Origin of the sequence: Caldicellulosiruptor hydrothermalis 108 (assembly GCF_000166355.1) — a bacterium.
Lineage (GTDB): Bacteria > Bacillota > Thermoanaerobacteria > Caldicellulosiruptorales > Caldicellulosiruptoraceae > Caldicellulosiruptor > Caldicellulosiruptor hydrothermalis.
This window is the reverse complement of sequence record NC_014652.1, coordinates 1,310,276-1,332,693: the sequence shown is the minus strand read 5'-3', so window position 1 is coordinate 1,332,693 and position 22,418 is coordinate 1,310,276. Positions and strand designations below refer to the sequence as shown.

Here is a 22,418-nt window from a genome sequence, read left to right as displayed (position 1 = left end):
CTCCTCCAAGCGATAAAGCCATTAAAGAAGTTTTTTGAGTTCAAATATTTTGTCCCTTATTTTTGCAGCCTTCTCAAATTCAAGTTCAATAGCATGCTTTTTCATCTCCTGTTCAAGTTCCTTGATATATTCTTCTATCTCTTCCTTTGTCATATTTTCTACAATGTCTTTCTCCACAACTTCATATTTCTCTTCCTCTTCAGCCACAGACACTGTCGCTTCAATTATCTGTCTTATACCTTTTCTTACAGTTTGAGGTACAATGCCATGTTTCTGATTGTATTCTATCTGGATTTTCCTACGTCGGTTTGTCTCATCAATGGCTCTTTGCATAGCGTTTGTGATTCTATCTGCATACATTATAACCTTTCCATAAACATTTCTTGCAGCACGTCCAATTGTCTGGATAAGCGAAGTCTCTGACCTCAAAAAACCTTCTTTGTCTGCATCCAAAATTGCAACAAGTGACACCTCGGGAAGGTCAAGTCCTTCTCTGAGCAGATTTATCCCTACCAGCACATCAAACTTGCCAAGCCGTAAATCTCTGATAATCTGCATACGCTCAATTGTGTCTATGTCTGAATGCATATATCGGACCCTGATTCCCACATCTTTTAAATAGTCAGTAAGGCTTTCAGCCATCTTTTTGGTAAGGGTAGTAACAAGAACTCTCTGGTTCTTTTCCACTCGCTTTCGTATCTCGCCAATCAGATGGTCAATCTGACCTTGTACAGGATGAACCTCAATTTCAGGGTCAACAAGTCCTGTCGGTCTTATAATTTGTTCAACAATGCGTGAAGATTTTTTGAGTTCATACGGCCCGGGTGTTGCACTTACAAAAATCACTTGATTTAGCTTCTCTTCGAATTCTTCGAATGTCAATGGTCTGTTGTCGTATGCTGATGGAAGTCTAAAACCATATTCAACAAGAGCATCTTTTCTTGCTTTGTCACCATTGTACATAGCTCTTACTTGAGGTATAGTAACATGTGACTCGTCAATGAACATTATGAAATCCTTCGGAAAATAATCAAGTAGGGTATACGGTGGACTTCCTGGTGGCCTGCCAGTTAAGTGCCTTGAGTAGTTCTCTATCCCTTTACAAAAACCCATTTCCTGAAGCATCTCTATGTCATAGCGCGTTCTCTGTTCAAGCCTCTGAGCTTCAACAAGCTTCCCCATACTTCTTAGCTCTTTTAGCCTTTGTTCAAGTTCTTCTTCTATACTTTTTATCGCTCTTTTCAACTTCTCTGCTGTTGTTACATAGTGAGATGCTGGAAATATTGCAACATGGTTCCTTCGCCCAATTACCTCACCTGTCACAACATCAAATTCTGTAATCCTCTCTATTTCATCTCCGAAAAATTCTATTCTTATCGCCCTGTCCGTATTAGAAGCAGGGAAAACTTCAAGTACGTCCCCTCTTACTCTAAATCTGCCTCTTCGAAAGTCAACATCATTTCTTTCATACTGCATTCTTATAAGTTCTCTTATGACCTCATCTCTGTCTTTTGTCATGCCAGGGCGCAAAGAAATAGTAAGATTTAAATAATCTTCAGGACTACCCAAACTGTAAATACAGGATACACTTGCAACAATTATAACATCTCTTCTTTCAAATAAGGCAGATGTAGCTGAATGTCTCAGCTTGTCAATCTCTTCATTTATAGACGAATCTTTTTCAATATATGTGTCAGTCTCCGGGATATAAGCTTCAGGCTGATAATAGTCATAATAACTCACAAAGAATTCCACTGCATTTTCTGGGAAAAATTCTCTAAACTCACTACAAAGCTGTGCTGCTAAAGTTTTGTTATGTGCCAAGACAAGTGTAGGTCTTTGAACATTCTCTATGACCTTTGCCATTGTAAATGTCTTGCCCGACCCGGTAACACCTAAAAGGGTCTGAAATTTTTCACCTTTTAAAATTCCTTCTGTTAACATCTCAATTGCTTTTGGCTGGTCGCCAGTTGGTTTAAAGTCTGAAACAAGCTTAAATTTTTTCATATCAAATCACCAAATTTTATTTTATCTCATTCATCCTCAAATTTCAAACGTATGTTTGGAAAATCTGTGCCGCGGTTTCCTCAATAATCTGTATTTTTAAATGCTTTTGGATAAAGTTTTTTGTACATCTCGTAACTCTTAAAAACTCTTTTTACAAAATGGTTTGTCTCTTTAAAAGGAATTTCTGTTATTTCAATGGTGTTTCTTTTTCTAATCGAAAGCCATTTATTTACATTTGTCATACCAGCATTGTAAGCTGCAACTGCAAGCTTTGTATCACCAGAGTAGTAGTCTATAAGATATTTTATATACCACGAACCAAGCCTTATATTGTAATCAGGATTATAGAGGCTATCTTCTACATATTCCGTTTTAAGCTTTTGAGCAACCCACTTTGCAGTTGAAGGTGAAAGCTGCATAAGTCCAACAGCGCCTTTTCTTGAAACTGCATACTGGTTAAAGTTACTTTCAGATTTTATTATTGCACATATCAAATATGGATCTACCCCTATTTCACTGCTATATCTACTTATACTTTCAGAAAATTTCAGAGGATATATTTGCTTTAGAACAAAAAAATAAAATCTTTCAAAGAATAAAAGAAAAACAAGTAGCAAGACTATTATTATAACCTTCTTCTTCAAATCAACCCATCCTCTTTGAGATATTTTTTTATTACACTTTTTAACTCTTCAATGTCAAAATTATTCATTATAACCCTGTTAGCAAGCTTCTTATGGCTCTCTAATACTTTTTGCCTTTCTAAAAAAGATTTTATCTCTTTTTCACTCCATCCATTTCTTTTTATTATTCTCTCAACCAATACATTTTCTTCTGCCTCCACAAACCACACAACCGAACAGAGTTTGTTGAGTCCTATCTCAAATAAAAGCGCAGCATCTATGACAGTAGGGTATTCTTTAAAGACCTCTAAAACCAAGTAGCTTACCCTTTCAAAAATAAATTCATGAGTTATTTTATTTAAAACATCAAAACGGGATTTGTCAGCAGTAACTAAAGCTCTCAACCTGTTTCGGTCTATTCTCCCTGATACCAATATTTCTTCCCCAAAAACATCAGTCAACTTTTTCTTGAGTTCTTCGTTCTCTTCTAAAAGGGTATGATACTCCTTGTCAACATCAATTACTTTAAAACCGTAACTCTGCGCTAATATGCTACTGATGGTACTCTTACCTGAACCCATCTTTCCTGTAATTCCTAAAACTCTATTTTGTCTCATACCAGTTCAGTCCTTCTTTTACCTCAACCACCAGAGGCACTTTTAGAGCTACTGCATTTTCCATCTCTCTTTTTACTATTCTTTTTACTATATCCTTTTCTTCGTATGGGGCTTCAATCAAAAGCTCATCGTGTACCTGCAAAATTATTTTTGATTTAAGATTATTTTCCTTGAGCTTTTGATATACCTTAATCATTGCCAATTTCATGATATCAGCAGCGCTGCCCTGAATCGGCGAATTCATTGCAATCCTTTCGGCATAGCTTCTTGCATTTCTGTTTGCAGATTTTATGTCCTTTACATATCTCTTTCTGTTAAATAAGGTTAAAACATATCCGTTTTCACGAGCAAACCTGACAATATTATCTAAATACTCTTTAACCTTAGGATAACGTTCAAAATACTTGTTTATAAACTCTGCAGCTTCTTTTCGGGAAATCTTAATGTCCCTTGCAAGGCCATAATCAGAAATTCCATAAACTATACCAAAATTCACTGCTTTAGCTTGACTTCTCATCTCTGGAGTAACATCGGCTATGTCTACACCAAAAACCTCAGCTGCTGTCTGCGAATGGATGTCAATATTATTTTTGAAAGCATTTATAAGTCTTTCATCTTCAGAAATATGGGCAAGTATTCTCAGCTCAATTTGAGAATAATCTGCATCAATCAGTACATGTCCTTCTTCAGGTACAAAAACCTTTCTTATCAATTTCCCCTCATCATATTTTACAGGTATATTTTGTAAATTAGGATCACTGCTTGCCAGTCTTCCTGTTGCTGTACCTGTTTGGATAAAGGTTGTATGAACTCTGCCCGAAGAAGGATTTATTGCCTGAAGTAATCCCTGACAGTAGGTTGTTAGTATCTTGGTATACATCCTGTAGTCCAAAATAAGAGGAACTATTTCATGTTTGTCAAAAAGCTCTTCTAAAACCTCGGCATCAGTGGAATATCCTGTTTTTGTCTTCTTGATCACAGGAAGTTTTAACTTTTCAAATAAAATGTAAGAAAGCTGTTTGGGCGAGTTTATATTAAACCACTCACCCGCAATCTGGTATATCTGCGTTTCAAGTTTTAATATTTTGTTTTCAATCTCCTTGGTATACTGAAGGAGGGCATCTCTATCCACCTTAAACCCCGTTTTTTCCATCTCATATAGAACTGGGATAAGAGGTCTTTCTATATTCTCATACAGAAACTGGCACGAATTTAAATCTATTAATCTTAAAAGATCATCCCATAACCGTTTTAGAAGTACTACAGATACCATCTTTTTATCTTTTTTTACAGCTTCTATATCAGTGTTCAAGTAGGATACAAACAACGTTTCTAACTCATATGAACTTCTTGTGCTGTCAAGAACATAAGAAGCAATCATTACATCCTCGCAATTTTTAATATTATCTGTGTCTTCCAAGTTGAGTTGATGAAATATATTTTTTAAATCATATACAATTTTCACAGTGTCACTTTTTAAAATCTCCTCTACCAAATGTCTATCCCTTGTCACAAATACAGTATTACTTTCTTGGTCATACAAATAAAAACACTTTTCGTCCTGTACAAACATTAATGGAATCTCTTTTGATCTTATTCGTGAGATACTTTCAAGCTCTCTTTGTTCTACGTCAGGAATATCAGTTCGTTGCTGAACAAATTCAAATTGTATATTCTCTGATAGGCCTAATCGTTTTATTATACTTTTGAACTCTAATTGGACCAAAATCTCATATAACCTTTCCTTGTTCCACTCTTTTGTTCTTAAGTCCTCAAGATTAACATTTAGTGGTAAGTCACATACAATTGTTGCTAAACGCTTGGATAAAAACGCCATGTCTTTTCCAGCTTCTAATTTTTCTCTGATAGAACCTTTAATTTTATCTAAATTTTGGTATATTTCTTCTAAAGACGAGTACTCTTCCAAGAGTTTTTGAGCACTCTTTTCGCCAATTCCCTTCACTCCGGGAATGTTATCTGATTGATCTCCAACAAGCGCTTTATAATCAGGAACTTGATTTGCCCAAACTCCATATTTTTCTTTTATATTCTCGATGGTGTACAAATCTTCCATTGTTCTGTCAAACTTCGTCGAGACAATTTTTACAACCACGTTTTTGTCAAGTAATTGAAGAGTATCCCTATCACCTGTAATAATAACAATATCCAAACCAGTATTTTTGAACTTGTTAACAAGTGAGCCGATTACATCATCTGCTTCATAACCTTCAAACTCAACAATTGGAATGTTGAGGGCATAAAGAATTTCTCGAACATAAGGAATTTGCACTTGAAGGTTATCTGGCATAGGTTTTCTGTTAGCTTTGTATTCTTGGTATTCGCTTTTTCGAGCCTCTCTTCCTCTCTTGTCAAATGCTACAGCAATATAATCAGGTTTTTCTTGTTCTAAATATTTTAATATCACATTTATAAACCCATATATAGCGTTTGTTGGAATATTGCTTGAGGTTGTCAGTTCAGGAAGAGCAAAGAAAGCCCTATATAAAATGCTGTTCCCATCAAATATAACCAGCTTCATCTTCTATCTTCCCTTTCATTAATTCTTAAAAGTTCTTCTTTTTTGAATGAATAGTTGTTTTTATAAAAGTATTCATACTCAAAATCATAGTATAGAAACAATAAAGCCTTTAAGTCATTGCTTGTTTTATAGTAACTTAAATCTTCATAGTAGTTGAAGAGAAACCTGTACAGCTCATAACAAATATATATTGTTAGGGTTTCATTTGGATACATTCCATTCTCAAATTTTCTATCAAACTCTTCTATATTCATCAAAGTCTCATCTGTGAAAAATTTATAGTTTCTTATAACATGCCATTCTATCTCACCGATGAGTCTCTCAATAGAAGTTTTTATTTCTTTTCCTGTCAAAGAACAAAGCTTAGTATAAAGAAGTAAAATATAAGGCAGATGATAATAAGTTTTTATTGAGGTTAACATAAGATTTTTATTGTAAAAATTAAAATAAATATTTTCTTTTGTGGATAATAGTTCTATGTTTTCTTTAAGACTTAAAATTTCACTTTTTCTAAGCTCGCTTAAAATTTTTATATAATAAAAACTGGAAGATTGTAACGAGGATGTATAGGAAAGCTTGAAATTTATAAGTTTTCTGGGTAGATATAAAAAGTAAAGTTTTAACATCTTTGCTGGAACGCCAAGTGATAATCGGTACCTTCTCGCAATGTCTATTTTTGAATACTTCATTATATCTACTATACCAACGTACTTTGGATTGTTTGCCGGTTCTAAATTAAGTCCTGCTTCAAAAGATTTCAATTTTGGATTAAAGTTTTCAACGCAATCATAAATTGAACTTCCTTTCTGTACCTTGACTTCTATTTTTATATTTGAGCCTTTTTTTATCCTCGACATCGGTAGTAAATTTTGAAAACAAAAACTATTCTGTGTTTCATCTATCCAGAACGAATGGAAAAACCCTATACACAATAAGTTTTCTTTTATCTTCGTGGCAAATCTCAAATATATTTCATCCAGTTGTAAAATACCACAAACTTTTAATAGAAAAAACGAATCTTTAGTTCTCAAAAGGATAATTTGTGTATTCGAGTTGTTACACACAAGTCCTTTCTTTCCTCTTTGAAGCCTTGGCATAAAAAAAATTTCTGCTTCTTGAAGGTCAAAAGCCACTCCTATGTTATTAACTTCACAGCTGTCAGTAAAAGAAAGCTTTGCAGTAAAACCATCCTTTTCATTTACGATTTCATACGAAACCTTTTTCAAACCTCGACCGGCTTGTGTAAATACATCGTTTAAAAAAATATATGAAGGAATGTTTGCTATCATTCTTTTCTTATACCTCTTTGGCATTCCTATAAAAATTATTATACCATAAAAATACCCTAAGCCATCCCAATAAACTACCAAAGATGACTTAGGGTACTCCCGCTTTACTTCTCGAACTTATTTTTTCTCAAACATGTCCTTGCCAACACCGCAAATAGGGCAAACCCAATCGTCTGGCAAATCTTCAAACTTTGTTCCTGGCGCAATACCGTTTTCTGGGTCTCCATTTTCAGGATTGTACTCGTATCCGCATATACTGCATACCCAAATTTCCACTTTAAACATTCTCTCCTTTCTTAGAATTTAAACTGTCAAATAATTTATACCTCATTTTTCTCTTCTTAAAACACAAATTTTATTCAATCTCAATCTCTTTATCTCCTATATCATTTCTGTAGAACATATTTTCAAACCAAATCTTCTTAATCTCTTCATATACCTTATCTTTCGCTTCTTTTAGAGTCTTTTCTTTTCTTACCACATTCAGTACCCTTCCACCAGCAGTTTTTATCTTACCGTTTTTTTTCTTTGTATTTGCGTGAAATACTATGGTCCTTTCATCCAGATTTTCTAATCCGCTTATTTCAAAGCCAGTATCATATTTGTCAGGATAACCTTTTGAGGCAAGCACAACACACAGAGAATACTCTTGCTCAAACCTTGCCTCAACACCCTTTAAATTTCCTTCTCTCGCCTTTACCATTATTTCCATAAGTTCACTTTTCATAAGCGGTAAAATTGCCTGGGCTTCTGGGTCTCCAAAACGTGCATTAAATTCTAAAACCTTTGGCCCCTCTTCTGTCAGGATAAGTCCTCCATATAGTACTCCTTTGAAAGGTCGTCCTTCCTTTCGCATGCCATACACTGCTCTGAGCATTATGTTTTCTAACATATCTTCAAAAATATCTTTGTTGACAAGTTTAGACGGCGAAAAAGCACCCATTCCACCTGTATTTGGTCCATTGTCACCATCAAATGCCTTTTTGTGGTCTCTTGCTGTTGTAAGAGGAACAATATCCCTACCATCAGAAACAACAAACACTGAAACTTCTTCACCAACAAGGTAATCTTCAATAACCACTTTGTTGCCTGCAGCTCCAAAAACCTTTTCTTTCATAATAAGATTCAAGGCATCAACTGCCTCTTGCTGGTTATTTGCAATAATCACACCCTTGCCAAGAGCAAGCCCATCTGCTTTTATAACAATTGGATACTTATATGTTTGATTTACAAACTTGTATGCATCTTCATAGTTAGTGAACACCTCATATCTTGCAGTTTTAATTCCATATTTCTTCATCAAATCTTTCGCAAAAGCTTTACTGCTTTCTATCATTGCAGCATCTTTTGTAGGTCCAAATGTCTTTATACCAAAAGATTCAAGATAGTCAACAATCCCGTCAGCCAGTGGATTGTCAGGACCAACAACCACAAAATCTATTCCTTTCTCTAAACAAAAGTCCTTTATCTTGTCAAACTCATTCACTTTAATATCAGCACACTCAGCTATTTCGCTTATTCCTGCATTTCCTGGAATGCAGAACAAATCTTTGTAACCTTCATTGTATATCTTCCATGCAATAGCATGTTCACGTCCACCATTTCCTACAATTAGTACTCTCATGGTTAAAATACCACCTCTTTCTTAATGCCTAAAATGTCTCATTCCTGTGAACACCATAGCTATATTGAACTTATTTGCCATCTCAATAGAATCCTTGTCGCGGATAGAACCACCTGGCTGGATAATAGCACTAATTCCTGCTTTGCCCGCAGTTTCAACACTATCTGAAAATGGGAAAAATGCGTCGGATGCAAGCACTGCTCCCTTTAAATCAAATCGCGACCTTGAAATTGCATGTTCAACAGCCCATATTCTATTTGTCTGACCCATTCCAATGCCCAGGGTCATTTTATCCTTTGCTACAACTATAGCATTCGATTTTACATGTTTTACAACCTTCCAGGCAAAGATTAAATCTTCCAGTTCCTTTTCTGACGGCTCTCTTTCTGTGACAACCTGAAATCCGTCTTTGAAAAGCATTTTATCCTTTTCTTGTACTAAAACGCCACCATTCACAGATTTTATATCATAGAAAGTATTGGTTTTTTCTAAGGATGCTAATTTTAAAACTCTCAAATCTTTTTTGGAACACAGGATAGAAAGAGCATCCTCGTCAAATTCCGGAGCAATCACAATTTCAAGAAATATCTTTTTGAGCTGCTCTGCTGTACCCTTGTCAACCTTTCTATTGAAAGCAACAATGCCGCCAAATATTGACACTGGATCACTTTCATATACCTTTTTATAAGCCTCATAGATATTCTCTGCCGATGCTACTGCACATGGGTTATTGTGCTTTATAGCAACGCATGTAGGTTCATCAAACTCCTTCAAAAGCTCTATAGCACTGTCACTGTCAAGGATGTTGTTGTATGAAAGTTCTTTACCATGAAGCTGCGTACAATTCACAACATTTGAAGTTTTGATGAAGGGTAACGATATCTTATAAAAACATGCCTTCTGGTGAGGATTTTCACCATATCTTAAGTTCTGCAAAAGTTCAAGTGGGACTGTAAAATACTTCGAAAACGACTGGTCTTTTCGCACATGTTTGAAATAGTTAAAAATCATTGAATCATAATACGAGGTGTATTCAAAAACCTTTGTGGCAAGATAAAATCTTGTCTCAAAAGAAACCTCTCCATTTTTTTCTATTTCCATTGCTACTGTATCGTAATCTTCAGGGTCAACTATTACTGTTGTGTATTTGAAGTTTTTTGCAGCTGCTCGAATCATGGTGGGCCCGCCTATATCTATATTTTCTATAACGTCGTCAAGCGTAACATCTTTCTTGAAAATAGTCTCTTTAAATGGATAAAGGTTAACCACAACCATGTCAATTGGCAGAATATCCAATGCCTTTAAAGTTTCTAAGTGTTCTTTGTTATCCTTCATTGCAAGAATTCCTGCGTGAATATTTGGATGAAGAGTTTTTACTCTGCCATCCAAAATCTCTGGAAAACGGGTCACATCAGAGATATTTATAACCTCAATCCCATTTTCGGTCAAGTACTTCATGGTACCACCTGTTGAGATAATATCATATCCAAACTTTCTTAGCTTTTTTGCAAATTCTACTATCCCGTTTTTATTGTAAACACTTATAATCGCCCTCTTGTTCATATCTCAATTCCCACCTTTTTTAAGATTTCCTTGTCCTTTATGATAACTTTTCTTCCTATGACTTCTATCTTATCTTCACAAAGAAGCTTTATAGCTAAAGGATATATCTTCCATTCAACCTCTTCAAGTACCCTCTTTTGAAGAGTCTCTGGAGTATCATCTTCCCTTACATATATAGCTTTTTGCAAGATTATTGGACCACCGTCAGGTACTGCATCAACAAAATGGACTGTTGCACCTGTTACCTTCATTCCATATTCTAACACACTTCTGTGTACGTTTATGCCATACATACCTTTACCACCAAATGCTGGTAGCAAGGAAGGATGAATGTTTACAATTCTGTTCTTGAACTCTTCCACAAAATACTCTGAAAATATATAAAGGAAACCTGCTAAAATGACGTAATCAATTTTTTGACATTTAAGTAACTTTACCAAATATTTTTCATACTCCAAAGAAGAAGGAAAATCTCTCCTGGATATATAAATTGCTTGAATACCGTTTTTTCTTGCCCTTTCAAGTGCATATGCATCTTTTTTGTTGGATATGACACATGAGATAGTAGCTGGTATCTCTCCAATTTTAATCTGGTCAATGATTGCCTGAAGATTAGAACCTGAACCTGAAACAAATACAGCTAATTTTTTCATTTTAAAACAACTCCGTCTTCACCTTTTTGAATTGCACCTATTACCCATGCATTTACTTTCTCTTGTTCTAAAATCTTCAATGTCAAATCCACACCTTCTTTAGAAACTATTAGAATCATACCTATTCCCATGTTAAATGTTGAAAACATCTCTCTTTCTTCTACTTTTCCATGTTCCTGAATCAACCTAAATATAGCAGGAACTTCCCAACTACCTTTTTCGATGATGGCAGAGTAACCTTTCGGAAAAGCACGAGGTATATTTTCAAAAAATCCACCGCCAGTAATATGAGCTATTCCTTTAACATTTACCCTTTCAAGCACTTTCAAAACAGGTTTTACATATATCCTTGTAGGCTTTAATAGCTCTTCCCCAAGTGACACCCCAAGCTCTTCATATATCTTTCCAAGCACTTTTGGATTATCATCTATCCCAAAAACTTTTCTTACAAGTGAATAACCATTGCTGTGAACACCGCTTGAAGCAAGGCCAATTATAATATCTTCTTGGTTCACATCTTTGCCATACACCGCTTTTTGCTTTTCTACAATTCCAACTGCAAACCCTGCCAAATCGTACTCATCCTCTTTGTAAAATCTTGGCATCTCAGCAGTCTCTCCGCCTACAAGTGAACATCCAGCCATTTTGCAACCTTCTGCAATGCCTTTCACAATGCTTGCAATCTTGCTACTGTTTAGTTTACCACATGCAACATAGTCTAAAAAGAAAAGTGGTTTTGCACCATGACATAAAACATCGTTGACGCACATTGCAACACAGTCTATACCAACAGTGTCGTGCTTATCAAGGTAAAATGCAATCTTCAGTTTAGTACCAACTCCATCTGTGCCAGAAACCAAAATATATTCAGAACTTCCAATATTCAAAAGATACATACTCCCAAAACTACCTATGTCAGTAATAACATTTGAGTCAAAAGTTTCTCTCGCCAAGCTTTTAATCAAATTCACTGCTTTGTAACCTTCTTCAATGTTCACGCCCGCATCCTTATATGTGGTCATTCTTCAAACACCCTCTTCAAGAATATATTTATTAAAATTCTCTGGTATCTCGGTTACATACTCCCCGCTAAAACATGCTGTACAAAACTGATGGATTCTCCCATCAAAGACCTCATTCAGTCCGTTTAAGCTCAAGTACTCTAATGAGTCAGCACCTAAAATCCTTGCAATCTCCTCAGTTGAGTAATTTGCTGCAATCAACTCTTTTCTGTCAGGTGTATCTATACCGTAGTAACAAGGAAAAACAACTGGTGGAGAGCTTATCCTAAGATGAACCTCTGTTGCCCCTGCATCTCGCAGCATTTTTATAATCTTTCGCGATGTTGTTCCCCTTACAATAGAATCATCAATTAAAACCACCCTTTTTCCCTCTACATTGCTTTTTAAGACATTAAGCTTTATTCTCACAGCGATTTCTCTTTGTGTCTGTTCTGGTTTTATGAATGTCCTTCCTATATATCTATTTTTTATAAAACCTTCTGAAAATGGAATATTGGCCTCTTCCGCAAAGCCAATTGCAGCAGTTGTTCCAGAGTCGGGCACACCAATTACAATGTCGCAGTCAACATAAGACTCTTTGCAAAGTTGTTTCCCAAGCCTTTTTCTTATTTCATAAACACTTATTCCTTCCAAGTATGAGTCAGCCCTTGCAAAGTAGATAAATTCAAATACACATAAGTGTTTAGTGCTATTATTGTATTTTACACTCTTAATACCACTTTTAGTTACCGAAATTATCTCTCCTGGTTCAACATCTCGGATATATTCGGCTCCGATAGTGTCCAGGGCGCATGTTTCTGATGCAAAACAAATACTGTTGCTTATCTTTCCCATTACCAAAGGTCTAAGTCCATAAGGGTCTCTTACTGCAATAAGTTTGTTGGGTGTTAAAATCAGCAAAGAATATGCCCCTTTTATTTCATCCATAGTTTTTAAAATGGCTTCTTCGATATTTTCGGATTTTATCCTGTTGCGAGAAATCAAACTTGCAATAACTTCAGAATCGATAGTTGTTTGAAAGATTGCGCCTTCCTGCTCAAGTTTCTCTCTTATTATATGTGCATTGACAAGATTGCCATTGTGCGCAAGAGCCATATGACCTTTTCTGTATTTTATGACAAGAGGCTGAGCGTTTTCCCTGTCACTTTTGCCTGTAGTAGAATACCTTACATGACCAATTGCTGAATATCCTTTAAGATGATTTAGCACAACCTCGTTGAAAACTTCATTGACAAGACCATTGTCCTTATGATAAATGATATTCCCCGAGTCATTTACAGCAATACCGCTGCTTTCCTGGCCTCTGTGTTGAAGAGCGTAAAGTCCAAAATAAGTAATCTTTGCAACGTCAAGCTTACCATCCGGGCAATATATGCCAAATATCCCACAATGGTCTTTAAAGTTTTCTTCTAACTCTTTAAAGCACATGGTATTGCCTCCTGATATATTCTCTCCACCTCTTTTAAGTCCAAATGAATATCTTTATCATTTATTTTACCATTTATCGCAAACTCATCTGTTACTCTTCCTACTACAGTAAACTCAATGTCATCTAATATATCCTGTATTTTTCTTAAATTATTTTCTTGGAATGTAACAACAAACCTTCCTGGTGTTTCACTAAAAAGATAAAAATCTTCTCTTAGCTCTGTTTTAATTTGCAGCTCAGCACCCTTTGAACCTCTTAATGCACTTTCTATAAGAGCAATTGCAAAACCTCCATCCGAAATATCATGAACAGAACTGAAAAGTCCTTTGTTGATACATTCTAAGATCTTATCACATATTTTTTTGTGAAGCTTTAAATCGAGTTTTGGTACCCTACCAGAAACTATCCCATGATAAAAACTTAAATATTCGCTTGCTCCAATATCATCTGAGGTTCTACCAACAACTGCAATCAAATCACCTTCATTTTTAAATGAAATATCAACAGCTTTTTCAATATTATCAATTCTACCTACCATTCCAATTACAGGCGTAGGGTAAATAGCTCCTTCTTCTGACTGGTTATAGAATGATACATTTCCACCAGTCACAGGTGTTTCAAAATGCTCGCATGCAACTTTCATTCCTTCAATTGTCTTGACAAACTGGTAGTAAATTTCCGGATAGTGCGGATTTCCAAAGTTAAGTCCATCTGTGATTGCAAGTGGCTTTGCCCCAACAGCTACAATATTTCTATAACTTTCTGCCAACACAAGTTGAACTCCTTCATATGGATTTAAATAACAGTATCTGCCGTTACTATCTATTGTGACAGCAATTCCTTTCTTTGTTCCTTTTATTCTCAAAAGACTTGCATCATGACCTGGTCTTATGACAGTATCTGTTCTGACCATATGGTCATACTGGCGATAGATGTACTCTTTGCTTGCAAGGTTAGGATTTGAAATCATCTTGCAGATTGCCTCGTTTAAATCATTTGGTTGCGGAATTGAATATATATCAAATTTTTCAGCCTCTTTTATTATCGCTGGCTCTTTTATCTCTCTGACATAAGCTGGCGCATGAGCAAGTGCCTTTGCAGGAACCTCTGCAATTACTTTTCCATTTTCAAGAACCCTTAGCATACCATCATCTGTAACTTTTCCTATTTTTACTGCATGAAGTCCCCATTTTTCAAATATTTTATATACCTCTTCTTCTCTTTCTTTTTTAACAATGACAAGCATTCTCTCCTGTGACTCTGAAAGCATAACCTCAATTGGGTTCATACCTTCTTCTCTTTTTGGAACGAGTGCTACATCTATCTCGATTCCTGTTCCCGCTCTTGCCGCTGTCTCACATGTTGAAGAAGTAAGCCCTGCTGCACCCATGTCTTGAATACCAACAACTGCATCTGTCTGAAAAAGTTCTAGACACGCTTCTAAAAGGAGCTTTTCCATAAATGGGTCTCCAACCTGCACAGCAGACCTTTTCTCCTCTAATTCAGCTGTAAGATCTGTTGACGCAAATGTTGCTCCACCCATTCCATCTCTACCAGTGGTATGTCCAACATAAAACACAGAATTGCCTACTCCCTGGGCAACCCCTTTGAAAATTTTATCTTTCTTCATAATACCTACACACATGACATTGACCAAGATATTGTTTTTGTAAACAGGGTCAAATGTGGTCTCACCACCTACAGTGGGAATACCTACACAGTTGCCATATCCTGCAATACCAGCTACAACCCCTTCAAACAAGTATTTTGTTCTGTTATCATTGAGGTTGCCAAACTTGAGTGAATCCAAAAGAGCTATTGGTCTTGCTCCCATTGTAAATATATCTCGTATTATCCCGCCAACTCCTGTTGCTGCACCTTCGTACGGTTCTACTGCTGATGGGTGATTGTGACTCTCTACTTTAAAACACACTGCATATCCATCACCAATGTCAACAATCCCTGCATTTTCTCCTGGACCTTGAAGGATATGCTCACCTTTTGTAGGAAGATTCTTTAAAAACGCTTTTGAGTTTTTATACCCACAATGCTCAGACCACATAACCCCAAAAAGATTAAGCTCAAGCTCATTCGGTTCTCTCCCCAGAATTTCCACAATTATTTTATACTCATTGTATGTCAGTCCCACTTCTTCATAAAGATGTTTTTTCAAAACCTCTCACCTCGACTTCAAATAATTGACAATGCTTAAAAATACTCTTTTACCATCTTCACAACCAAGGATTTTCTCGCTGCTTCTTTCAGGATGAGGCATGAGTCCAAAAACATTTTTTTCCTTGTTACATATACCTGCTATGTTTAGAATAGAACCATTAGGATTTGTTTCATCATTGACGTTGCCATATTTATCACAATACTGCAGCACAATCTGTTGATTTTGAATTATTTGTTTTAATGTTTCTTCATCCACAACATAGTTACCCTCGCCATGGGCAATAGGCAGGTTTATTACCTCTCCTTCTTTGTAGAGATTAGTAAAAGGAGTGTTTGTATTCACTACCTTTACATACTGGTCACTGCAAATAAACTTAAGATTCTTGTTTCTTATCAGCGCGCCTGGCAAAAGATGACTTTCAGTTAAAATCTGAAACCCATTGCATATACCTATCACAAGTCCTCCATTTTGGGCAAATTCCTCTATTCTTGGCATTATTTTTGAAAACCTTGCTATTGCTCCAGCCCTCAAATAATCCCCGTACGAAAATCCTCCAGGCAAGATTATACAATCAAACCCCGTTAATTTTTCATCACTGTCGTGCCAAATATACTCGACATCCTCATTTATTACATCTTTAATTACATGAAAACAATCACTGTCACAGTTAGAACCCGGAAAAACTACAACGCCAAACTTCATCTCTTACTCCTCCAAAATGTTAAACTTGTACTCTTCCATAACAGGGTTGCATAAAAGCTTTTCACACATAAGTTTTACCAATTCTTTTGCTTTTTCAATATCATTTTCGTTCAAATATACCACAATATACTTTCCCATTCTAACTTTCTCTACATTGTCAAATCCCAGACTTTTTAAAGAATTCAACACAGCAATACCAGGTGGGTCTGAAATTGATTTTTTTAAATATACAAAGATTTCTGCCTTGAGCATTTCTATATCCCCTTTCAAATAATTATTTTGATTTTACTTATTTTTATCAAGACCAAGTCTTCTTAATATTTCCATATATGCCTCTTCCACATTTCCAAGGTCTCTTCTAAATCTATCCTTATCAAGCTTTTCCTTAGTTGTAGTATCCCAGAACCTACAGGTGTCGGGAGAAATCTCATCAGCCAAGATTACCTCTCCTTTGTACCTGCCAAATTCAAGTTTGAAATCAATGAGGTCAATGTTAACTTGTTTTAAATAATTTCTGAGCACGTCGTTAATTTTAAATGAATACTCTTCAATCTTCCTAATTTCCCCTTCGGTTGCAAGTTCCAAAGCCAGGATATGGTATTGATTTACCTGAGGGTCGTGAAGGGCATCGTTCTTGTAACAAAATTCTAAGATAGGTCTTTTCAAAATCGCTCCCTCTTCAAGTCCAAGTCTTTTGCATAGTGAACCTGCAGCTACATTTCTCACAATAACTTCAACTGGAATTATCTGCACTTTCTTAACAGCTGTCTTTCTCTCATCAATTTGCTCAATAAAATGTGTGGGAATTTTGTTGGTCTCTAATATTTTAAAGAAATGGTTTGCCACTAAGTTGTTGACAACTCCTTTATTATTAATTATACCTCTTTTTGTACCGTCGAAAGCTGTTGCATCATCTTTGTACTCAATTACAACAACATCTGGGTTCTCAGTTTCATAAACTTTTTTTGCTTTGCCTTCATACAAAAGTTTTGTAATAACATAACTCATTTTAAAAGCCTCCCAATTATCAATTAGTGTAAATGCTAAAGCCTTCTTTGAGAGATAGCAATGTATATTTATGCAATACCTGGATTTTTAAAGGGGAGCAATCTGCATGCTCCCCTTTTTCTTTTAGTGTGCAATAATCATAAATCTCAAAATAAAGAGTATAGCAAGAATGTATGTTATTGGATGAACCTCTTTTGCTTTTCCTCTTAAAAGTTTAACCAGAACATAGAATATAATACCTGCTGAAATACCATTTGCAATGCTGTAAGTAAACGGCATAATTACAATTGTTAAAAATGCTGGAAGAGCTTCTTCAAAATCGTTAAAGTCAATCTTTTTGATAGAGCTTATCATCATAACACCAACAGCAATCAACGCTGGAGCAGTTGCCTGGGATGGCACAAGCCCTATAAACGGCGCAATCACCAATGCAAGGATAAATAAAATACCTGTGACCAAGGATGTAAGACCTGTTCTTCCACCTTCTTCTATACCAGCTGCGCTTTCGATATAAGTTGTTACTGTAGAAGTACCAAAGATAGCCCCAACAATTGTTGCAATCGCGTCAGACATCAATGCCCTGTCCATATTTGGAATATCTCCTTTTTCATCAAGCATCCCAGCCTTATCAGCAAGACCTACAAATGTCCCGATGCTATCAAACATATCTATGAGAGTAAATGTCAATATCACCGCAAAAAGACTAAGAAGAACCGCACCTATGCCGCCTCCTTGGCCATGTGCCGCAAATAGACCTGCAAAATCAAAGTTGAAGGCAGAGACTTTAAATGCCTCCAGCGAAAATTTAAATTTCGACAAATCCACAATTTTCAAAGGAAAGCTTATTACTGTGGCTATAATTATTCCAATAATAATTGCGCCTTTTACTCTTTTTGCAATCAAAATTCCTATAATTAAAAGTCCTATAAGAGCAACAATCGCACCACGTGAAGATATTATTGCTGAGTTTATATTTGGGTCATTTGTCAAAGACTTAAAAGCAGATGTAAAATCGCCGAACTTTGGAAGTTTGGAACCGGAGTCTATTACTACTATTCCACTGTTTATAAACCCGATAAAAGCTATAAAAAGTCCAATACCTGCTGTCATAGCATGTTTTAAAGATTGAGGTATAGAACGAACTATTGCTTGTCTGAGCCCAACTGCTGTGATGATAACAAATATAATACCTGATATAAACACTGCTGCTAATGCCTGCTGTGGAGTATATTTCATTTGAAGGCATACAGTGTAGGTAAAGAAAGCGTTAAGGCCCATCCCAGGTGCAAGAGCAAATGGAAGATTAGCATAGAGTGCCATTATAAGCGTTCCAACTGCTGCACCAATACATGTTGCAAAAAATACAGCATGCTTGTCAAGTCCGGTCGTGCTAAGAATAGAAGGATTGACAAAGATTATGTACGCCATTGTGATAAATGTAGTAAAACCTGCTATTACCTCTGTCTTTACATCAGTTCTTCTTTCTTTGAGCTTAAAAATATTTTCTAACACAAATATACCACCTTTCTTCGAACATTTTTTAAATATAACATCCGAATGTTTGGTATCTACAAGTACATATTATCAAAGCAAAAGCCTTTATGTCAATAATTAATTGTGAACAAAATTAAAATGCGCTTAAATAATATTCGGAATGATAATATACAAAAAAACAGGTCACACCTCTTTTTTAAAAGATGTGACCTGATCAAATCTTTCCGAAATTAATTTTAGTCGTTAGTAGTTGTATCAACAGGAGTACCCAAGGTCACTTTGAAGTCCTTGGTCTGGCCATCCCGCAGAACTCTTATGGTTATTACGTTACCAATCTTATGATTTGAAAGTATTGACTGAATATCTGAAAATGTAGTAACTTTCTTACCATCTATCTGCAAAATTATATCTCCTTCTTTTAAACCAGCTTTTGCTGCACCTGTACCTGGATAAACCCTTGAAATATACATCCCCATAATATTACCAGATCTGTCGTAGTACTCCATAACAGATATACCTATAGTTGGTCTTAAAACTTTTTTATACTTCATCAAATCGTTTATAATCGGTTTTACATAGTTTATTGGTATAGCAAAACCCATTCCTTCAACACCTGTTTGAGAAATCTTTGCTGTGTTGATGCCAATAACCTCACCACTGCTATTTACAAGTGCTCCTCCACTGTTACCTGGGTTTATCGCAGCATCAGTTTGAATCAGTGGAATCTGAATACCATTTCCCATATCAAGCTTTCTATTGACCGCGCTCACAACACCAAATGTAACTGTCCCAGCAAACTCTTGCCCCAGAGGATTTCCTATTGCAACCACAAACTCCCCAACTTTTACTTTTGATGAGTCTCCAAGTGGAGCAACAGCCTTTACATATTTCGGGTCAATTTTCAAAAGCGCTATGTCACTCAAAGCATCAGTCCCAACAATTGTAGCCGGCACTTCCTTTTCACCTGATAAAATCACCGTGACAGATTTAGCACCTGATACTACGTGGTTGTTTGTCACAACATAACCATCTTTACTAATTATAACCCCAGAGCCCTCACCTATTGTGATTTCCTGTTCTTCATCTGTCCACCAGTTATAAGCTGTTCCTTTGTTTTTAATTCCCACAACAGCTGGACCAACCTTTTGTGCCACATCTGTCACAAATGAACTGTTACCAGAATTGAGTACAACTGTTTTTGTAATAGGTTCTGTGGCAGTGGAATTATTCAAGTTGAAACTGTTCAACGTAGAGTTAATATCATTTTTAAAGTTATTAAAGTTAACACCAAAATATGCCATGAAAAATATTGACATTAAAATGGCACCAATTAAACCACCTACAAGCCCTGCAACTATATACTCTTTTGCTGACTTTTTCTTTCTTATTGTTTTGGGAATCTCAAAATTAATGGGACTGTAAGATGGTTGATAGTTTGGAGTTTCGAAATCAAATTTATCTGTCATCTTTGTTCACCTCTCACTTTGTTTTTTCACTTATAATTCTACCCCTTGTTTTTGAAAAAATTATTAACGAATTGTTAACAAATAATAAAAATTATTTTAAATCCAGCGTAAATGTAAACTTGGATCCAACACCTTCCTCGCTTTCAACCCAGATGTTCTGTTTATGAAGCTTTATAATCTCTTTTACAATTGAAAGCCCTAACCCAACTCCATTTTCAAGGCTTCTTGACTCATCAACTTTATAAAACCTTTCCCAGATAAGCTTTTGTAGCTTTTCAGGAATACCCACGCCTGTATCCTGTATTGTTATATAGGCTTTACCATTTACTACTTCAGAATATATATAAATCTTCCCGCCAACCTTGTTATACTTTATAGCATTGTCAAGAAGATTGTGAACAACCCTACTTATCAAATCCCTATCTGCCTTGACAACAAGTTCTTCGTCCACTTGCAGAGTTACATCTATTTCTTTTTCTTCTATTCGCTTTTCAAACTTAATTAGCTCCTCCGCAATCACAGAATAAATCTTAAATTCGCTCAAATTAAGATTTATTTTCCCCCACTCAAGTCTTGACAATTCTAAAAGTTGATTAATCAAGTTGTTAAGCTTTATAACTTCCTCTTTTACAAGGGTCAGATAAAAATCTCTTTTGTCATCTGGAATGGTCTTATCCAATATACCTTCCACAAACCCTCTTATAGAGGTAAGAGGAGACCTGAGCTCATGTGACACATTAGAAATAAAACTTTTTCGCATCATCTCTAAATTTTCTAATTTTTCGGTCATATAATTAAAAGATGAGATGAGTTCACTAATCTCGTCATCACTATTGTTTGGAATAGGAATTTTTTGCGAAAAATCACCTTCAGCTATCTTTCTTGAAGCCTGTGCAAGCTTTTTAATGGGAGTGATAATCCTTTGAGTCAGTGCATATGTTATTATCAAAACAACTAAAACCTCAAACAATGTAATCAGCCAAATTATTCTGTTATACATCTTTAATGTCTGCCTTATCTCATCTGTTGAAGTGATAAGAAGAAGTCCTGACACAACATGGTTATTTATCACTACCGGATACCCTATCACAAGATATTCTCTTTTTATCATATCCCCTATAAGAAGCTTTTTTACAGCAATCTCGCCTTCAAAGACCTTGTCTCTTATCTTTCTCAGATTTAAATCATCTATATATACCTGTTCATCCGAGTTTAATATTACATTTGCATTTTTATTTATCAGCAGGATTGAAGCATTCAGATAATCCCGCAAAAATCTAATCTCAAACCTAAGTCTATCCTGTTCCAAAAACCCTGTTATATACCAAAGCGCAAGTCCAGTTGCAATTTTCTCAGCTTCACGAACAAGCTGAGTCTGTTTTTGGGAGACAAAATAGTTTTCTGTCAGGTTATTGAGCACTGTCCCAAAAATTAAAAATCCAACTGCAATTATGATTGTATATGTCACCACAAATTTAAAATATATAGATTTCAATTCTTTTCACTTCCTCAACAAAGCCTAAATTTCAAACTTATAACCCACACCCCATACAGTCTTTATCTTCCAAGGATATTTGTCTTTTTCAATCTTTTCTCTTATTCTTTTGATGTGTACATCAACTGTACGAGTGTCTCCAACAAAGTTGTAACCCCATATATGGTCAAGAAGCTGCTCTCTTGTGAACACTTTGTTGGGATGTGATGCTAAGAAATACAAAAGCTCTATCTCTTTCGGCGGCATATCTATTACTTTATCTTCAAGTTTCACCTCATATGTAGTGAGATTTACTGTCAGATTTGGATATACAACAACCTTTTCATCATTGACTTCACCCTGTGTTCTTCTCAGCACCGCTTTTATTCGTGCAATTAGTTCTTTTGGATCAAACGGTTTTACAATGTAGTCATCTGCTCCCAACTCTAATCCAAGTACCTTATCAAATGTCTCTCCCTTTGCAGTGAGCATTATAATTGGAATGTTACTAATCTTTCTAAGTTCTCTACAGACTTCATATCCATCCTTTTTGGGCAGCATAATGTCCAGTATTACAAGGTCGGGCATTTCATTTTTGAACATAGCAATTCCATCTATACCATTGTGAGCAACTACTACTTCAAACCCTTCTTTTTCTAAGTAGAGTTTTATTACCTCACATATCTTTACATCATCATCAATGACAAGGATTTTCATCCTATCTCTACCTCT

19 protein-coding genes are annotated in these 22,418 nt (G+C 35.7%); all 19 read right to left on the bottom strand.

Annotated features, from left to right (window positions below; all coding sequences use genetic code 11):
* Positions 1-21 precede the first annotated feature (21 nt).
* Positions 22-2,007, bottom strand: a complete 1,986-nt coding sequence (gene uvrB, locus CALHY_RS06605; protein WP_013403194.1) for an excinuclease ABC subunit UvrB — start codon at positions 2,005-2,007, stop codon at positions 22-24.
* 80 nt (positions 2,008-2,087) lie between these two features.
* Positions 2,088-2,651, bottom strand: coding sequence for a lytic transglycosylase domain-containing protein (locus CALHY_RS06600; protein WP_013403193.1), 564 nt, complete (start codon positions 2,649-2,651; stop codon positions 2,088-2,090).
* Entirely contained in the window at positions 2,648-3,247 is a 600-nt protein-coding gene (gene coaE / locus CALHY_RS06595) for a dephospho-CoA kinase (RefSeq protein ID WP_013403192.1), read from the bottom strand. Before coaE ends, CALHY_RS06600 begins: the two co-directional genes overlap by 4 nt.
* Positions 3,234-5,786, bottom strand: coding sequence for a DNA polymerase I (gene polA, locus CALHY_RS06590; protein WP_013403191.1), 2,553 nt, complete (start codon positions 5,784-5,786; stop codon positions 3,234-3,236). The genes coaE and polA overlap by 14 nt, the downstream gene beginning before the upstream one ends.
* Positions 5,783-7,156: a hypothetical protein gene (locus tag CALHY_RS06585; protein WP_013403190.1), complete on the bottom strand. Its 1,374-nt coding sequence runs from the start codon at positions 7,154-7,156 to the stop codon at positions 5,783-5,785. The genes polA and CALHY_RS06585 overlap by 4 nt, the downstream gene beginning before the upstream one ends.
* Positions 7,157-7,192: 36 nt before the next feature.
* Positions 7,193-7,351: a rubredoxin gene (gene rd / locus CALHY_RS06580; RefSeq protein WP_013430239.1), complete on the bottom strand. Its 159-nt coding sequence runs from the start codon at positions 7,349-7,351 to the stop codon at positions 7,193-7,195.
* A 79-nt stretch (positions 7,352-7,430) separates the two neighbouring features.
* Positions 7,431-8,699 carry a phosphoribosylamine--glycine ligase gene (gene purD, locus CALHY_RS06575; protein ID WP_013403188.1) on the bottom strand — a complete coding sequence of 423 codons (1,269 nt, stop codon included), beginning with the start codon at positions 8,697-8,699 and terminating at the stop codon, positions 7,431-7,433.
* Between the two features lie 21 nt (positions 8,700-8,720).
* Positions 8,721-10,262, bottom strand: a complete 1,542-nt coding sequence (gene purH / locus CALHY_RS06570) for a bifunctional phosphoribosylaminoimidazolecarboxamide formyltransferase/IMP cyclohydrolase (RefSeq protein ID WP_013403187.1) — start codon at positions 10,260-10,262, stop codon at positions 8,721-8,723.
* Positions 10,259-10,915 carry a phosphoribosylglycinamide formyltransferase gene (purN, locus tag CALHY_RS06565; RefSeq protein WP_013403186.1) on the bottom strand — a complete coding sequence of 219 codons (657 nt, stop codon included), beginning with the start codon at positions 10,913-10,915 and terminating at the stop codon, positions 10,259-10,261. The genes purH and purN overlap by 4 nt, the downstream gene beginning before the upstream one ends.
* A complete protein-coding gene (purM, locus tag CALHY_RS06560) occupies positions 10,912-11,937 on the bottom strand; it encodes a phosphoribosylformylglycinamidine cyclo-ligase (protein WP_013403185.1) in 1,026 nt (341 codons plus the stop codon). The genes purN and purM overlap by 4 nt, the downstream gene beginning before the upstream one ends.
* Positions 11,938-11,940: 3 nt before the next feature.
* Positions 11,941-13,365 (bottom strand): amidophosphoribosyltransferase, encoded by a 1,425-nt coding sequence (purF, locus tag CALHY_RS06555; RefSeq protein WP_013403184.1) that lies wholly within the window; start codon positions 13,363-13,365, stop codon positions 11,941-11,943.
* Positions 13,347-15,539, bottom strand: coding sequence for a phosphoribosylformylglycinamidine synthase subunit PurL (gene purL / locus CALHY_RS06550; RefSeq protein WP_013403183.1), 2,193 nt, complete (start codon positions 15,537-15,539; stop codon positions 13,347-13,349). Before purL ends, purF begins: the two co-directional genes overlap by 19 nt.
* Before the next feature lie 6 nt (positions 15,540-15,545).
* Entirely contained in the window at positions 15,546-16,244 is a 699-nt protein-coding gene (purQ, locus tag CALHY_RS06545; RefSeq protein ID WP_013403182.1) for a phosphoribosylformylglycinamidine synthase subunit PurQ, read from the bottom strand.
* A gap of 3 nt (positions 16,245-16,247) precedes the next feature.
* A complete protein-coding gene (gene purS, locus CALHY_RS06540; RefSeq protein ID WP_013403181.1) occupies positions 16,248-16,496 on the bottom strand; it encodes a phosphoribosylformylglycinamidine synthase subunit PurS in 249 nt (82 codons plus the stop codon).
* 33 nt (positions 16,497-16,529) lie between these two features.
* The gene (gene purC, locus CALHY_RS06535; RefSeq protein ID WP_013403180.1) at positions 16,530-17,252 is read right to left on the bottom strand and encodes a phosphoribosylaminoimidazolesuccinocarboxamide synthase; all 723 of its coding nucleotides are present in this window, start codon (positions 17,250-17,252) and stop codon (positions 16,530-16,532) included.
* 123 nt (positions 17,253-17,375) lie between these two features.
* On the bottom strand, positions 17,376-18,764 hold the full coding sequence (locus tag CALHY_RS06530) for an NCS2 family permease (protein ID WP_041723131.1): 1,389 nt from the start codon (positions 18,762-18,764) through the stop codon (positions 17,376-17,378).
* 218 nt (positions 18,765-18,982) lie between these two features.
* Positions 18,983-20,212, bottom strand: coding sequence for a S1C family serine protease (locus CALHY_RS06525; RefSeq protein ID WP_013403178.1), 1,230 nt, complete (start codon positions 20,210-20,212; stop codon positions 18,983-18,985).
* Positions 20,213-20,303: 91 nt separating this feature from the next.
* Positions 20,304-21,707 carry a sensor histidine kinase gene (locus tag CALHY_RS06520; RefSeq protein WP_013403177.1) on the bottom strand — a complete coding sequence of 468 codons (1,404 nt, stop codon included), beginning with the start codon at positions 21,705-21,707 and terminating at the stop codon, positions 20,304-20,306.
* A gap of 24 nt (positions 21,708-21,731) precedes the next feature.
* Entirely contained in the window at positions 21,732-22,403 is a 672-nt protein-coding gene (locus tag CALHY_RS06515) for a response regulator transcription factor (RefSeq protein ID WP_013403176.1), read from the bottom strand.
* Positions 22,404-22,418 lie beyond the last annotated feature (15 nt).

Excerpts from the sequence above, each read along its gene's own strand:
- purH (WP_013403187.1), bottom strand. The coding sequence starts at position 10,262 with ATGAACAAGAGGGCGATTATAAGTGTTTACAATAAAAACGGGATAGTA.
- polA (WP_013403191.1), bottom strand. The coding sequence starts at position 5,786 with ATGAAGCTGGTTATATTTGATGGGAACAGCATTTTATATAGGGCTTTC.
- purF (WP_013403184.1), bottom strand. The coding sequence starts at position 13,365 with ATGTGCTTTAAAGAGTTAGAAGAAAACTTTAAAGACCATTGTGGGATA.
- purD (WP_013403188.1), bottom strand. The coding sequence starts at position 8,699 with ATGAGAGTACTAATTGTAGGAAATGGTGGACGTGAACATGCTATTGCA.
- purS (WP_013403181.1), bottom strand. The coding sequence starts at position 16,496 with ATGCTCAAGGCAGAAATCTTTGTATATTTAAAAAAATCAATTTCAGAC.
- uvrB (WP_013403194.1), bottom strand. The coding sequence starts at position 2,007 with ATGAAAAAATTTAAGCTTGTTTCAGACTTTAAACCAACTGGCGACCAG.
- CALHY_RS06525 (WP_013403178.1), bottom strand. The coding sequence starts at position 20,212 with ATGACAGATAAATTTGATTTCGAAACTCCAAACTATCAACCATCTTAC.
- purC (WP_013403180.1), bottom strand. The coding sequence starts at position 17,252 with ATGAGTTATGTTATTACAAAACTTTTGTATGAAGGCAAAGCAAAAAAA.
- purM (WP_013403185.1), bottom strand. The coding sequence starts at position 11,937 with ATGACCACATATAAGGATGCGGGCGTGAACATTGAAGAAGGTTACAAA.
- purQ (WP_013403182.1), bottom strand. The coding sequence starts at position 16,244 with ATGAAGTTTGGCGTTGTAGTTTTTCCGGGTTCTAACTGTGACAGTGAT.
- coaE (WP_013403192.1), bottom strand. The coding sequence starts at position 3,247 with ATGAGACAAAATAGAGTTTTAGGAATTACAGGAAAGATGGGTTCAGGT.
- purN (WP_013403186.1), bottom strand. The coding sequence starts at position 10,915 with ATGAAAAAATTAGCTGTATTTGTTTCAGGTTCAGGTTCTAATCTTCAG.
- CALHY_RS06515 (WP_013403176.1), bottom strand. The coding sequence starts at position 22,403 with ATGAAAATCCTTGTCATTGATGATGATGTAAAGATATGTGAGGTAATA.